Raw genomic sequence first — 14120 nt, forward strand, 5'->3', positions numbered from 1 at the left:
GGCTCTAGCTCTGGCTCTAGCTCTGGCTCTAGCTCTGGCTCTGGCTCTGGCTCTAGCTCTGGCTCTAGCTCTGGCTCTGGCTCTAGCTCAGGCTCAGGCTCTAGCTCTGGCTCTGGCTCTGGCTCTGGCTCTTGCACCCAGCAAAGGGCAAAAGCCAGAGCGATTCCCGCCTACGCGGGAATGACAATTCACTATTTTTTGGGGCCAACCTCTACCTCGGCCCCGCCTGAACCAAAAGCCAAAGCAATTCCCGCCTACGCGGGATGACGGTTCATTATTTTGAGGAATGGCCCTGAAAGCCTTGCCGCCTCTGGCGCTTTTTCCCGACCTGCCTAAGCTGGCACAGCCCCGCCCGACCCGAAAACCCATGCGCCAACGCCGTTACCTGCAACTGGACGTCTTCGCCGCCCGCCCCGGCAGCGGCAACCCGCTGGGTGTCATCCTCGACAGCGATGGCCTGGATACCGCCGCCATGCAGGCCCTCGCCGCCTGGCTGAACCTCTCCGAGACGGTCTTCTTCCTGCCGCCGGATGATGGCGCCAGCTACCGCATCCGCATCTTCACCCCGAGCAGCGAACTGCCCTTTGCCGGCCATCCCAGCGTCGGCGCGGCGTGGGCGGCGGTCACCTCGGGTCTGGCGACGCCAGGTGACGACCAACTGCTGCAGCAATGCGCAGCCGGCCTGCTACCCGTGCAGGCAAGCGGCCCGCGTGACGCCCCCACCATCCTGTTGGCCAGCCCACCTGGCCGGCAGCGGCAGACCGCGCCGGGCGTCGTGCCGGAACAGCTGCAGGCCTTGCTCGCGCCGGGATATGCCCCCGAACTCTGGGACAACGGACCGGGCTGGTGGTTGCTGCCGGCGCGTGACGCCGACAGCGTCCGTGCACTCGTTCCGGACATGCCTGCAATCGCCGACTGGAGCAATGCCACCGGCGCGACCGGCGTTGCGGTGTTCGCTGCCGAGAGCAGCCCAGACCACGCACTGGTGGTACGTGTGTTCTGTCCCGCAGATTCGGCGAGCGTGCCCGAGGACCCCGTCACAGGCAGTGCCAATGCGCTGATTGCCGCATGGCTGCAGCAACACGGGCAACTACCCAATGCTGATGGCAATTACGTGGCCAGCCAGGGCCGGGAAGTGGGGCGCGATGGTCGCGTCCAGCTATCAATCGACACGCAGGGCACGGTCTGGATCGGCGGCCAGGTCCAGCCGGTTATCGCAGGACAGGTGCACTGGTAAGCTGCCCAGCCGTCGTCTGGAACCGATCCGCAATGTCTGTTCGCCGTTATCTGCAGTTGGACGTGTTCGCCGCCCGCCCGGGCACCGGCAACCCGCTGGGTGTCATCGTCGACAGCGAAGGCCTGGATGATGCCGCCCTGCAGGCCATCGCCGCCTGGCTGAACCTGTCCGAGACCATTTTCTTCCTGCCGCCCGATGAAGGCGCCAGCTACCACATCCGCATTTTCACCCCGAAGGGTGAGCTGCCCTTCGCTGGCCATCCCAGCGTCGGTGCCGCCTGGGCCGCGGTGGAACTCGGCCTGGCCACACCCGACGACAACGGCCAGCTGATCCAGCAATGCAAAGCCGGTCTGCTGCCAGTACGGGTACAGGGCGGTCGTTGGTTCCGCCAGATCCATGTGCGCAGCCCGCAGGCGGAACGCCGTGATACCACCCTCGACGCCCTTCCTGAAGGTCTGGCAGCACTGGCCAAGCCTGGCCACAGCCCGGAACTCTGGAACAACGGCCCGGACTGGTGGCTGCTGGAGGCCGGCAGCGAGGCCGCCCTGCGTCGCTACAAGCCGGAGCTGGCGGCGATTGCTGCCATGCCGGGCCGCGGCAAGCTGGCGGTGTATGCACCGGCTGACCGACCGGATGTGGGCTACCAGTACGTGGTGCGCGCCTTTGCGCCCGGTGTCGGTGTCAACGAAGACCCGGTAACCGGCAGCGCCAACGCGCTGGTTGCCGCACAGCTGTTGGCGCAGGGCCGGATCAAACCCTTCCAGCAGTACCTGGCCAGCCAGGGCCGTGAGCTCGGCCGCAATGGCGAGGTACGGGTGGAAGTGGATGCGGACTCCAACATCTGGATTGGGGGTGAAGTGCAACAGGTTATTGCTGGGCAGATTGAGTGGTGACAGGCATCCAACAAAGGGCGCCGCGATCCGCTCTTTCTTCTCCCGCAGGCGGGGTTAAGAACAGGCGTTCACGAGCCAAAGGCTCGTGACTGTTCGTACGCCCTGCGTGCTACGCAGGGCCGGGGCGCGGAGCGAGGTGCCCCGAAGGGGCGGATGAGGGGAAGCGTGCGAAGCACGCATGCCTTTGATTTCGCCTTTGCAGACAGCAACAACCCAAAAGCACCAAGCAAGCGGACTTCGTCCGCCTCCCCTCACCCCAACCCCTCTCCCGCAAGCGGGAGAGGGGCTAAGGCAAAAGCCAACTGCAACGGCCCAAACCAAGGCAACAGCCACGGCCACGGCCAAAGCCAAGGCAACAGCAACTGCGACTGCGACTGCGACTGCGACTGCGACTGCAGCAGCAACTGCAACTGCAACTGCAACTACAACAGAACAGCCTCACAGCACTCGGACTCTCCCATGACCACCCGCCGCTTCCTGCAACTCGACGTATTCGCCCCGCGCCCCGGCACCGGCAACCCGCTGGCCGTGGTCCTCGATGCCGATGGCCTGGACGATGCCGCCATGCAGGCCATCGCCCGCTGGACCCGCCTGCCCGAAACCACCTTCATCTTCGCCCCGACCAAACCCGGCACCAGCTACGGCATCCGCATGTTCGCCCCGCAGAAGGAGGTGCCGTTCGCCGGCCATCCCAGCGTCGGCAGCGCGCATGCCGTGCTTGAAAGCGGAGTGGTGGCAGCCATCGACGGACAGCTGGTACAGGACGGCATCGCTGGCCAGTTGCCTTTGCAGATCAGCGAACACGACGGCATCCGCACCATCGCCATCCGCACCCCGCGCGCCTCGGTGGCCGAGATCGTCACTACTGACGATCCACGCCTGCAGCCGGCCATCACCGGCTGGTCGCTGGGCACGCTGCCACCGGCCTTGATGGATGGCGGCCGCCGTTGGTGGGTTGTTGAAGTCGCTGATGAGCCCGCACTTCGCGCACTCAATCCGGTTTGGGACGCGATCGCCACGCTCGCTGAATCCACCGGCGCGATGGGTGTGTTCGCCTATGCACGCACTGCTGGCGACAACTACCAACTGGTGGTCCGCGCCTTCGTAGGCAATGGCCGTCGTTTTGAAGACGCCGCCTCCGGCGCGGCCAACGCAGTACTGGCCGCTTGGCTGGACGAGCGCGATGCCCTGCCCGGCGTGGACAAGCGCTACACCGCCAGCCAGGGCCGCGAAGTCGGTCACGATGCCCTGCTGGAACTGCGCATCGACGAGCACGGCGATGTCTGGTCCGGCGGGCAGGTGCAGACGGTGATCCGCGGAACCATTGATTGGTGACGCGGTCAGAGTCTCACCAATAGCCGATCACGACACGGAGTTCGGAATGCGCAGATGGATCTCACTGCTGATGCTGTTGTTCGCCTTCACCGCGTGCGCTGCGCAAGCTTCGGCGCAGCCGACAAAGGCGTTGTTCGTTGGCAACAGCCTCATCTACGTGGGCAACCTGCCAGCAACCTACGCTGCGCTCAGTGCCGCCAATGGCCATCCGCTGCAGAGCCAGATGATCGTCGAGGGCGGCGCGCTACTCGACGACCGGCTTGCAGATGGCTCGGTTCAACGTGCACTGGCCGAGCATCGCCCGCAACTGTTGGTTCTGCAGGAGCAAGGCGGTGCCCTGCTGTGCTGGCCCGACGAAGCCGCCTGTACGAAATCGCAGGCGGCGATCAGGGCACTGGCAAAGGCCGGCAGCGACGCCGGTGCGCGTGTCCTGCTGCTGGGCAGCTACCAGGCACACCCGGCAGCATCTGCCCGCCTGATCGCCAAGGAAGCAGCCGCCGCCGAACAGGCCGGCATTCCTTATGTGGCAATCTCCGAAGCCCTGCGTAGCGCCTCGGCCGCAGCCCCCGACCTGCAGTGGTATGACGCCGACGGCATGCACCCGGGCCCGGCGCTGACCCTGCTTGATGCCATCCAGCTCTATCGCGCCATCCACGGCCACCTGCCTGAGCGCGGCTTCTCGGTGGCGGCACCGATCTATCTACCCAAAAGTGGCCTGGACGCCGACCTGCGCGATGCCGATGCTGCTGCACCGCTCGCCGATACACCCACCCAAATCCACTACCCGGATGCGATGATCCAGCGCATCAACGCGCTGCTGCCATCCGCGCAGCCCTGACAACGAACTCGCCATGCCCCATCTGACCATCGAATACAGCAGCAATCTCGCCACCGCCATTACCCCGGCGGCGCTACTCACCCTCAACCATGCGCTGCTCCGCACCGGCCAGTTCGAGGAAGCCGACATCAAATCGCGTGCGCTGGCGTTTGATTGCGTCGCGATCGGCACCACCGACAGCCCGCGTGGCTTTGTGGCCGCGCGCCTGGCGATACTCAGTGGTCGCAGCAGCGAGATCAAACGCGATGTTGCCAACGTACTGCTGGAAGCACTTGGATCACTCATTACCGCCGGTGGACTGGAGCTGCAGATCAGTGTCGAGATCGTGGATATCGATCGCGACAGCTACGCGAAAACGTTCACGGCCTGATCCTGCGGTCACCGCAGCGTCAACACATCATCGGCGATGCAACAACAAACCGTAAGCGATGCCAAGCATCGGCGCGAATGCCGGACTGATTCCGCCAGGCTCCTGAACCCAAGCCCCAAACGGACACTTGCCATGACAACCACGCACTTCCATTCGGTGTCGCCATTTCTCGGTGTCGAAGACCTGTCCGCAGTCCTGGCGTTCTATCGCGACAAGCTTGGCTTCTCGCTGGCATGGGAATGGGGTGATCCCGCTGAAATGGCCTCTGTCTGCCGCGACGAGGTGGAGCTGACCCTGGTCACCCGTAGCGATGCCAGACCCGGTGGAATCAGCAGGTTGTACCTGCACATCGACGGCATCGACGACTATCACGCGCAGCTGCTGGCTGCCGGCGTTGCCATCACCGTTGCCATTGGCGACCGGCCGTATGGCATGCGCGATTTCAGCGTCACCGATCCTGCTGGCAACGTGCTGTGTTTCGGGCAGGCGTTGCCGCAGCCGGTGGGGGTTGTGGGAATGGCGTAAGCCGTGAAGCTCGTACCGGGACAGGCAGGTCAACAACTGCAATCGCAAATGAAGCGGTTGCAGTTGGATCATCAGCTTCGCGGCTTACGCCGCTCCCACAGCCCGGGCTGGCTTTTTTGCGATCTGATAACCCAGCCACGCAAATGGCAGGTAGGCCAGCAGTACGTCCAGCACCTCGAACCAGCGTGGTGCTGGCAGCATGAAGCAGCTGGCGATGCCGCCGGCCAGGAACAGCAAGCCGATCAGCAGTGCCGGCACTTTACTGACTCGGCCAACAATCCAGGTTGCCAGCAACGCACCCGCAAAGGTGCCCAATGCATGGGCGAGGAAGGGGAACAGGAAGTGGCGGGCTTCGAACATGGGCATTGCGGCTTGCAGGCCTTCCGTGGTGCTGGTATCCGCACCCGCTGGCGGTGGTATCAACTGGCCACCGAGCAGGATCAGCCCCATGTTCACCGCGCTGCCAGCGATCAAGCCCAGCACCACCGCCAGCAAGCCTCTCAGGAATGCGCGCATCACCCTCTCCCCACCCGTCCGATGATGGGCTGAGTATGATCCAAGCCTTGCCTAGGCGCTCATTTTGTTTCTGGAGATACGCGTGTCCCACCGCCCCCTGCAGACTTATCAGGGCAGCTGCCATTGCGGCGCTGTCAGCTTCCGCATTCAGACCGACTTCCCGGAACTCACCACCTGCGATTGCTCGATCTGCCGGCGCAAGAACGCGTTGATGGTGAAAGTGCATGAATCCGCGTTCGAGCTGCTGTCCGGGCAGGAGGCGCTGGTGGAGTACCAGTTCCACACGATGACCGCGCACCACTATTTCTGCGGTACCTGCGGTATCTATCCGTTCCACCGCAAGCGGGTCACCCCGGACTGCTACGGGGTGAATGTGTTCTGCCTGGAGGAGTTTGATCCGGCGGGGATTCCGGTTAGGGCGACCGTGGGCGCGGGGATGGTCTGATCGGGCATCTGGAATTAGCGCTCGCTTTGGCTTTGTCTTTTTGCTCCGATGCCGTCATTCCCGCGAAGGCGGGAATCGCTCTGCTCCTGGCTCCTGGCTCTTATGCTTATGCTTTGGCTTTGGCTTTGGCTTTGGCTTTGGCTTTGGCCGTGGCCGTGGCCGTGGCCTTGGCCTTGGCCGTGGCCCTTTCCCTTCTCCCGTTTACGGGAGAAGGTGCTCCGCAGGAGCGGATGAGGGCGGCTTTTGGCTTCCAGCCCCTGCTTTGCCCGCAGCACTACCAAAGCAGAGCGCAACTGCAGGTTGCTTTGCACGCACCCTCACCCCAACCCCTCTCCCGGAGGGAGAGGGGCTTCAAGCAAAACTCAACGCCAGTTGTAGTTGAACGAAACACCAATGATGCGTGGGTCGTTGTAGACCGCCGCCATATAGTTCTCGATCACACCCTTGAGGTTCTTCTCGTTGGTGATGTTGCGGGCGAACGCCGCCACTTCCCAGGCACCGTAGCCGCCGGTATAGCCAACGCGCAGGCCACCTTCGAAATTGCCCTTGGAGTAGAACTCCTTGCTGTCGTACAGCACGAACTGGGTTTCGCCCTGCTTGTTCCAATCCGTTGAGAAGAACACCGCGCCATCATCACCCACCGGAATGTCGTAACGCGCGGCCAGGTTCAAGTTGTACTTGGGTGCGTTCGGCAGCGGGTTGCCGTCGATCTGGGCGTAGACATTGCTGCCGATCTTGATGGTCGGGTCGTTGACCGTGCACACCACCACGCCGTTCAACGCACAGACCTGCGCATAGACGCGCTTGTCCTGGATCTCGCTATGCAGCAGGCTCAGGCCGGCCGTCAGCGACAGGTTCGGGATCGGGCGCCAATCCATGTCGGCTTCCAGGCCGTAGGCGCGCGCCTTGTCGGCGTTGAACAGCACGCCATTACCGTTGGAATCGTTGCCGTTGAGCTGGATGTCGTTGACCGTATAGGTAAAGCCGCTGACATTCAGACGCAGGCGGTTGTCGAACAGGCTGCTCTTGATGCCGGCTTCCCAGGACAGGATGGTCTCCGAATCGGCGGTGGTGAAATCGGCGTTGAATACCGCCGAGCGGCCCTGGATGGTCGGGCCACGGAAGCCACGTGCCACGCGTGCGTACAGGCTCAGCTCCGGGCTGACTTCATACATCGCGCTCAGGTCCCAGCTCGGCTGGGTGTCCGACATCTCGACGTTATGGCGGCCCTTGTAGGTGACCAGACCGGCAGCGGTGTCGGCGGTCTTCAGCAGGCGCGTGCTCTTCTCGTCCTTGGTCGCACGGATACCAGCGGTCAGCGTCAACGCATCGGTGGCCTTCCAGCTCACCTGGCCGAAGCCTGCCCACGAGGTATTGATGTTGCGCAGGCGCACCCAGTTGTTGGGATTGCGCGCAGGTGCGTTGAGGAACCAGGCGCGCTGGTAGAAATCGGTGGTGTCGCGGCCATCGAAGTAGAACGCGCCAACCTGCCATGACAGCGGATCGGTGGCATTGGAGGCCAGGCGCAGCTCCTGGGTGAACTGGTCCAGATCCTGCACCTGCCCCATCGACTGACCGTAACCATTGGGCAGGCCATTGACCGGATAGTTCGCCGCGGCACCGCCGTCGGTATCGCCACGGCTGTAGCCGGAGGTGGTCTCGTAGGCGCTGATCGAGGTCAGCGTGGTGTTGCCGAAGTCATAGATGGCCTTCAGCGAGCCACCGTGGGTCTTGTAGGCCTGCGGGTTGTTGTCGGCCTCGTCGAAGGCAACCTTGTCGCGCGGCACGTCAGTGCGATTGCTGCCCTTCACCAACGCATTGCGCAGGAACAGGGTGGAGGTGCCTTCATAGTCACGGGTATGCACGGAACCGAGCAGCGAGAACTGTTCGTTCGGCTTGTACAGCAGCTGCAGGCGCAGGTTGCGATCGTCGTAGCCGCCCATGGTGTCGTTCTTCGGCGTCACCGTGCCATCGGCGCTGGGGCCGCGATAGGTGTTGTCCACCCAATCGTCGCGGTGCTGATACAGGGTCGACACACGGTAGGACAGCACGTCATTGATCGCGCCGCCCATGCCACCGTCGATGGCGACCGTGTTGTAGCTGCCGTAGCTGACATTCACCCGGCCGCTCGGTTCCTGACTGGGCTTGGCGGTATCGAACTTGACGATGCCGGCGGTGGTGTTGCGGCCGAACAAGGAGCCCTGCGGGCCGCGCAGCACTTCCACCTGGTCCACGTCGTAGACCGGGTTGGACTTGAGCACCACGTGTTCCAGCACCACGTCGTCCTGGATGATGGAGACCGGCTGCGAGGCGCCGAGGTAGAAGTCGATGTTGCCGAGGCCGCGGATGTAGAAGCGCGGGAAGATGCGCCCGGTGGTGGTCTCGGCATAGAAGCTGGGAACGCGGCCAGACAGCGCCAGTAGCGTATCGTCCGCACCTTCGGTATAGCTGCGGAGGGCTTCACCCTGCACCACGCCCACCGACACCGGCACGTCCTGCAGGTTCTGCTCGCGGCGCTCAGCGGTGACGGTAATGGTGTCCAGCGCCGTGGCGGCGCTGCGCGCCTCCGCCGGCGCGGCATCCTGGGCCAGCGCGGTCTGTGCGGCCAGCGGCAGGATCAACAACGCGCAGGCCTGGGCCAGCAGCGAGCGACGCGGAAAATGATGGGTGGTACGGGTGACTGCAGAAGTGATGCGGTGACGCTGCATGGAATGGCCTTGGTTGGCAGTTGATGATTGCGCCTAGCCCGGACAGGGCCAATGACGCGGCATGAGGCGCGCAGATCATCACCGCACAAGGTTGCAATTCGATGGCATTACCAGCGGACAACCCCGGAAAACCAAACGCCAGCGCAGGAGCCGATTGCTCCCACGCTGGCAATGACACGCTTCAATCAATTCCCGCGCAGCAAGCGCTCAGCGCAGCTGGTCTTTCAGGAACAACCAGGTGATCAAGGTCGCATCCGGTCCCTGCGGATCGGTAAACGGCAAGCCAGACATGCTGCCGCTCCAGGCATGGCCCATGCCATGCACGAGATAGTCCTGAACCAGGGTCTTGCCACCGTAGGTGTAGTTCTTGACCGTGTACGCGCGCCCACCCGGCACCTGGCCGGCAACCGTGCTGGTCGGCACGTACTTGACCGAATCATTGTCCAGTCCATCATCAGCCAGATCATTGGTCTGCAGGAACTGCCGCACCGCCTGCTGGCCGTTCACCGGATTGACCGTTGCATCGGCGCTGCCATGGAACACCAGCACCGGCAACGGACGCGGCGACGGCGAGCCCGAGCACTGCCAGGCAAGCTTGCCATTGCTTTCCGGTGAATAGATGCTGCCGGCCAGCAGTGCATAAGCGCTGCCGGATACCGTGGTCGCGCCCTTGTACATGCCGCCGGAATGGATGGCTCCCGCAGCGAACACATCCGAATAGCAGGCGAGCATGATCGAGGTCATCGCGCCGCCAGCGGAAATGCCGGTGACGTAGACCCGGCGCGGATCGACGGCGTAGTCGGCCTTCACCGCATCGACGATCCCGGCCAGGATCGAGGCCTCACCACTGCCACGTGCCTGGTTGATCGGCAACTGCCAGTTCCAGCAGCGGGTCGGGTTGGAGGTAACGTTCTGACGCGGATAGACCACGATGAAGCCCTCGACATCGGCAACATCATTGAAGCCAGAGGCTTCACCCATCAGGTTGGGCCCGTTGACGCAGCCGTGCAGCACCAGCACCAGCAGCACCGGCAGCGGCTTGCTTGCCTCATAGCCCGCCGGCACCCATACCTGATACTCGCGGCTACCGAAAAGGTTGCCATACAGACCGAAATCCCAATGGCCTGCAGCGCTTTGCGCAAACGCGCTGCCCGGCGCCAGCCAGCTACACAGCAGAAATAGAACAGCCTTGATTGAAACGATTCCAGATTTCATAGCCAGATCCTCATGCGTGAGTCGTGGATGAAGTCGTACCGGAAATCCTCGTGGACCAGCCTTCCAGAGGGTGTTGCGACGCCGCTGTCAAACCCAGCCGGTGGCGTAATAGATGCCGATCACCACGAACACCGCCAGGGTCTTGATGATGGTCACGGCGAAGATGTCCTTGTAGGCCTGGCGATGGGTAAGCCCGGTCACCATCAACAAGGTGATCACGGCGCCGTTATGCGGCAGGCTGTCCATGCCGCCGGAGGCCATCGACGCAACCCGGTGCAGCACTTCCATCGGGATGCCGGCCGCCTGCGCGTTCTCGATGAAGGTCTCCGACATCGCCGCCAAGGCGATGCTCATGCCGCCGGAGGCGGAGCCGGTGACGCCGGCCAGGCCGGTCACCGTAACGGCTTCATGCAGCAGCGGGTCCTTGATCGAACCCAAGGCATTGGCCACCACCATGAAGCCCGGCAATGCGGCGATCACCGCACCAAACCCGTACTCCGAGGCAGTGTTCATCGCGGCCAACAAGGCGCCACTGATCGCGGTCTTGGTGCCATCGGCAAACTGGGTCACCACCGGTCGCCAGGCCAACAGCATCACCGACAGGATGCCCACCAGCAGCGCCCCCTCCACCGCCCAGATCGCAGCGATCTTCGGCACTTCCTGCACCACCGGCGCCGACTTGCCGAGGATGGACGGCACGAAGCTGTGCTCGGCGCCATACCAATGCGGAATGCCCAGGGTGAACAGCTTGTTCGATACGAACACCAGCAGCAGCGGCAACACCGCGATACCCGCATGCGCGAGGTTGGTACCAGTGAACGGCACCGGCTCGTTGACCAGCGTTGCCGGGTCGCCATAGCCCTCGCCATTACGCACGGCAACGCGACGGCGCCACTCCAGGTAGGCCATGCCCACCGCCAACACGAAGATGCTGCCAAGCACGCCGAGCACTGGCGCGGCCCAGGTGTCGGTGCCGAAGAAGGTGGTCGGGATGATGTTCTGGATCTGCGGCGTGCCCGGCAACGCGTCCATGGTGAAGCTGAAGCCGCCCACGGCCAGCGTCGCCGGGATCAGCCGCTTGGGGATATTGCTCTGGCGGAACATCTCGGCGGCAAACGGATAGACCGCGAACACCACCACGAACAACGACACGCCACCGTAAGTGAGCAGGCCCGACACCAGCACGATCGACAGCATCGCCCGTTGCGGGCCGAACAGGCGGATCGCCGCGCCAACAATCGACTTGGAAAACCCGGACAGCTCGATCAGCTTGCCGAACACCGCGCCCAGCAGGAACACCGGGAAGTACAGCTTCAGGAAACCGACCATCTTGTCCATGAACAAGCCAGTGAACATCGGCGCCACCAGCGACGGGTCGGTCAGCAGCACCGCGCCGAGCGCGGCGATGGGCGCGAACAGGATCACGCTGTAACCGCGGTAGGCCACCAGCATGAGGAAGCCCAGCGCTGCAAGTACGATCAGTAACGACATACGGCGCTTCCGAGTGGAGAGGCGCCCAGTATCCTGATCTGATGGCCGCTGCCGACTGGACCTAGGTCCACTCGCTGGTGCACACCTGCGTCGCTAGCCTTGGCTCCGAGGGTGGCATGCGGCCATCTACAACGCACTTGCCTGGGGAGGACCGAATGAAGCGGAATTGTTTGAGCCTGATGATCGGCGCGCTGTTGGCCTCCGGGCCGGTATTGGCACAGGAAGCACAACCGGCTGCGGCGACGGAGGGCAAGGCCGCTTCGGCTACCAACCTGGACAGCATCACCGTCACCGCGCGCAAGCGCGAGGAAACCCTGCAGGAAGTACCGGTCGCGGTCACCGCCTTCACCTCCAAAGCGCTGGACAAGTTGAACGTGCAGGACATCGCCGATCTCGACTCGCAGGTACCCAACCTGACCATCTACGCGGCGCGTGGCGCCAGCAGCACGGTCACCGCCTACATCCGCGGCGTCGGCCAGTCCGATCCCACTTGGGGCGCGGACCCGGGCGTGGGCATCTATCTGGACGACGTCTACATCGCGCGCCCGCAGGGTGCCCTGCTGGACGTGTTCGACGTCTCGCGCATCGAAGTACTGCGCGGCCCGCAGGGCACGCTGTACGGCAAGAACACCATTGGTGGCGCGATCAAGTACATCTCGCGCGGCCTGCCCACGCAGGTCGAGGGCTATGCCCAGATCACCGCAGGCAACTACAACCAGCTGGATGCCAAGGCGGCCATCGGCGGCCCGCTGGGCGGCGCCGACAGCGGCCTGCGCGGGCGCATCGCCGTGGCCAGCATGAACCGCGACGGCTTCGGCGAGAACACCTACAACGGCCAGCCGATCAGTGACAAGCAGATCAATGCCGCACGCCTGAACCTGGGCGCCTATGCAGGCGACGACTTCGACGTGCAGTTTGCGCTGGACTGGATCGACGACCAGTCCGGCATGCGTGGCTCGAAGATGCTGGCACCGAACCCCTTCACCCCGGCCTACCCGCCGATGGATGACCGCTACGACATCCGCTCGGGCATGCAGAACCTCAACAGCGTCGAGACCAAGGGCGCCTCGGCCACGGTGAACTGGCGTCCGAACGATGACATTGCGCTGAAGTACGTGATCGCCAAGCGCGAGTCGGACAGCCACTCCAACATCGACTTCGACACCACGCCGGTCAAGCTGGCCGATGTCGGTGGCTTCTACGAGGACAACCAGGTCAGCAACGAGCTGCAGTTGAACTACGACGCCGGCGGCCGCGTGCGCGGTGTGGTTGGCCTGTACCAGTTCAGTGGTGAAGCTGGCGGACAGATCCGCAACAACTTCTTCAACCTGCAGTTCGGCGATACCCGCGGCAAGGTGCTGACCGACAGCATCGCGCTCTATGCGGACTGGACCTTCGACCTGACCAACAAGCTCAAGCTCGACGTCGGCGCCCGCTACACCGACGAGGACAAGCGTGCGGTCGTGTTGAACCGTTTCTACTCCGACGCGACCTTCAGCCGCCCGATCGCAGTCGCTGCGGACTTCGACAAGACCACCAACTTCAAGAACGTCTCGCCGAAGGTGTCGCTGGATTACCAGATCACCCCGGACATCATGGTCTACGGTCTGGCCACGCGCGGCTTCAAGTCCGGCGGTTACAACATCCGCGCCAACGCCGTGGCGGTGCCGCGCTCGGCCGAGCCCTTCGATGACGAGACCGTCGACAGCTTCGAGATCGGCAGCAAAATGGGCTTCCTCGACTCGCGCCTGTTCCTGAACCTGTCCGCCTTCCACAACAAGTACAAGGACATCCAGCTGTCGGTGTTCACCGGCATCGACACCAATGGCGACGGCGTCAACGATGCCTTCTTCGGCGACTTCACCAATGCCGGCAAGGGCACCGTCAACGGCCTGGAAATCGAATACCAGTACCTGCCCACCGCGCACTGGCTGATCTCCGGCAACCTGGCCTGGCTGGACACCAAGTACGACGAGTACATGGACCGTGGCGTCAACGTTGCCAAACAGATGAAGTTCACCAATGCGCCGGATTTCTCGGGTGCACTGAACGTCGAATACCGCACCGAGCTGGCCAATGGCAGCAACCTGTCCGCACGCGTGGGCTATAGCTACCAGAGCGAAGTGTGGCCGACCACCGACCTGAGCCCGGTGATCCGCCAGGACGGCTACGGGCTGGTCAATGCCGGCGTGATCTGGAAGCTCAATGACGCCTGGACCTTCTCGCTGCAGGGCACCAACCTGGCCGACAAGGAATACCGCACCACCGGTTACAACATCCCGGCAGTCGGCACCCTGATCGGCTTCTATGGCCCGCCGCGCCAGTACAGCCTCAGCGTCCGCTACGATTTCTAGGAAACACCTGCATGACCCAGTCTTACGATGATCTGTACTGGAGCAGCAACGATGGCCTGCGCCTGCACGCGCGCGACCATGCACCGGCCCGGGGGGGGGGGGGGGGCCCCCCCCGCGGGGGGGGGGGGGGGGGCCGGCCCCCCCCAACACAGCCGGAGGGACACCAGGGGCCAGCGACACCCCCGCGGGGGGG

The 14120-nt window shown here is 63.7% G+C and carries 12 protein-coding genes; 8 read left to right on the plus strand and 4 right to left on the minus strand.

All coding sequences use genetic code 11. The features are described 5' to 3' along the window. Positions 1 to 367 precede the first annotated feature (367 nt). The 6 genes from ACVOLI_RS18355 (at position 368) to ACVOLI_RS18380 (ending at position 5198) form a co-directional block, all read left to right on the plus strand. The gene (locus ACVOLI_RS18355) at positions 368 to 1237 is read left to right on the plus strand and encodes a PhzF family phenazine biosynthesis protein (protein WP_481615481.1); all 870 of its coding nucleotides are present in this window, start codon (positions 368 to 370) and stop codon (positions 1235 to 1237) included. A gap of 32 nt (positions 1238 to 1269) precedes the next feature. Further along, on the plus strand, positions 1270 to 2130 hold the full coding sequence (locus ACVOLI_RS18360) for a PhzF family phenazine biosynthesis protein (protein WP_481615482.1): 861 nt from the start codon (positions 1270 to 1272) through the stop codon (positions 2128 to 2130). A 459-nt stretch (positions 2131 to 2589) separates the two neighbouring features. Then, positions 2590 to 3465: a PhzF family phenazine biosynthesis protein gene (locus tag ACVOLI_RS18365; protein WP_481615483.1), complete on the plus strand. Its 876-nt coding sequence runs from the start codon at positions 2590 to 2592 to the stop codon at positions 3463 to 3465. A gap of 46 nt (positions 3466 to 3511) precedes the next feature. Further along, entirely contained in the window at positions 3512 to 4303 is a 792-nt protein-coding gene (locus ACVOLI_RS18370) for a hypothetical protein (protein ID WP_481615484.1), read from the plus strand. 13 nt (positions 4304 to 4316) lie between these two features. Then, complete coding sequence (locus ACVOLI_RS18375; RefSeq protein WP_481615485.1) at positions 4317 to 4673, plus strand: 5-carboxymethyl-2-hydroxymuconate Delta-isomerase; 357 nt, start codon at positions 4317 to 4319, stop codon at positions 4671 to 4673. A gap of 132 nt (positions 4674 to 4805) precedes the next feature. Further along, complete coding sequence (locus ACVOLI_RS18380; RefSeq protein WP_481615486.1) at positions 4806 to 5198, plus strand: bleomycin resistance protein; 393 nt, start codon at positions 4806 to 4808, stop codon at positions 5196 to 5198. 84 nt (positions 5199 to 5282) lie between these two features. On the opposite strand, the gene ACVOLI_RS18385 is transcribed toward ACVOLI_RS18380, so the two are convergent. Then, complete coding sequence (locus ACVOLI_RS18385) at positions 5283 to 5714, minus strand: hypothetical protein (RefSeq protein ID WP_481615487.1); 432 nt, start codon at positions 5712 to 5714, stop codon at positions 5283 to 5285. Positions 5715 to 5796: 82 nt separating this feature from the next. Here ACVOLI_RS18385 and ACVOLI_RS18390 point away from each other — a divergent pair, with 82 nt between their 5' ends. Continuing rightward, positions 5797 to 6159, plus strand: coding sequence for a GFA family protein (locus ACVOLI_RS18390; protein WP_481615488.1), 363 nt, complete (start codon positions 5797 to 5799; stop codon positions 6157 to 6159). 362 nt (positions 6160 to 6521) lie between these two features. Here the strand turns inward: ACVOLI_RS18390 and ACVOLI_RS18395 are convergent, their stop codons facing one another. The 3 genes from ACVOLI_RS18395 to ACVOLI_RS18405 form a co-directional block, all read right to left on the minus strand. Further along, the gene (locus tag ACVOLI_RS18395) at positions 6522 to 8867 is read right to left on the minus strand and encodes a TonB-dependent receptor (RefSeq protein WP_481615489.1); all 2346 of its coding nucleotides are present in this window, start codon (positions 8865 to 8867) and stop codon (positions 6522 to 6524) included. Positions 8868 to 9074: 207 nt separating this feature from the next. Further along, positions 9075 to 10082 carry an extracellular catalytic domain type 1 short-chain-length polyhydroxyalkanoate depolymerase gene (locus ACVOLI_RS18400; protein WP_481615490.1) on the minus strand — a complete coding sequence of 336 codons (1008 nt, stop codon included), beginning with the start codon at positions 10080 to 10082 and terminating at the stop codon, positions 9075 to 9077. A gap of 87 nt (positions 10083 to 10169) precedes the next feature. Beyond that, positions 10170 to 11573 (minus strand): GntP family permease, encoded by a 1404-nt coding sequence (locus ACVOLI_RS18405; protein ID WP_481539565.1) that lies wholly within the window; start codon positions 11571 to 11573, stop codon positions 10170 to 10172. 155 nt (positions 11574 to 11728) lie between these two features. On the opposite strand from ACVOLI_RS18405, the gene ACVOLI_RS18410 reads away from it, so the two are divergent. Beyond that, entirely contained in the window at positions 11729 to 13927 is a 2199-nt protein-coding gene (locus ACVOLI_RS18410) for a TonB-dependent receptor (RefSeq protein ID WP_481615491.1), read from the plus strand. The last annotated feature ends 193 nt before the right edge of the window (positions 13928 to 14120 follow it).

Source organism: Stenotrophomonas sp. STEN029, from assembly GCF_056760015.1.

Coding starts and splice junctions, on each gene's coding strand:
- ACVOLI_RS18355 (WP_481615481.1), top strand. CDS start 368: ATGCGCCAACGCCGTTACCTGCAACTGGACGTCTTCGCCGCCCGCCCC.
- ACVOLI_RS18360 (WP_481615482.1), top strand. CDS start 1,270: ATGTCTGTTCGCCGTTATCTGCAGTTGGACGTGTTCGCCGCCCGCCCG.
- ACVOLI_RS18365 (WP_481615483.1), top strand. CDS start 2,590: ATGACCACCCGCCGCTTCCTGCAACTCGACGTATTCGCCCCGCGCCCC.
- ACVOLI_RS18370 (WP_481615484.1), top strand. CDS start 3,512: ATGCGCAGATGGATCTCACTGCTGATGCTGTTGTTCGCCTTCACCGCG.
- ACVOLI_RS18375 (WP_481615485.1), top strand. CDS start 4,317: ATGCCCCATCTGACCATCGAATACAGCAGCAATCTCGCCACCGCCATT.
- ACVOLI_RS18380 (WP_481615486.1), top strand. CDS start 4,806: ATGACAACCACGCACTTCCATTCGGTGTCGCCATTTCTCGGTGTCGAA.
- ACVOLI_RS18385 (WP_481615487.1), bottom strand. CDS start 5,714: ATGCGCGCATTCCTGAGAGGCTTGCTGGCGGTGGTGCTGGGCTTGATC.
- ACVOLI_RS18395 (WP_481615489.1), bottom strand. CDS start 8,867: ATGCAGCGTCACCGCATCACTTCTGCAGTCACCCGTACCACCCATCAT.
- ACVOLI_RS18400 (WP_481615490.1), bottom strand. CDS start 10,082: ATGAAATCTGGAATCGTTTCAATCAAGGCTGTTCTATTTCTGCTGTGT.
- ACVOLI_RS18405 (WP_481539565.1), bottom strand. CDS start 11,573: ATGTCGTTACTGATCGTACTTGCAGCGCTGGGCTTCCTCATGCTGGTG.
- ACVOLI_RS18410 (WP_481615491.1), top strand. CDS start 11,729: ATGAAGCGGAATTGTTTGAGCCTGATGATCGGCGCGCTGTTGGCCTCC.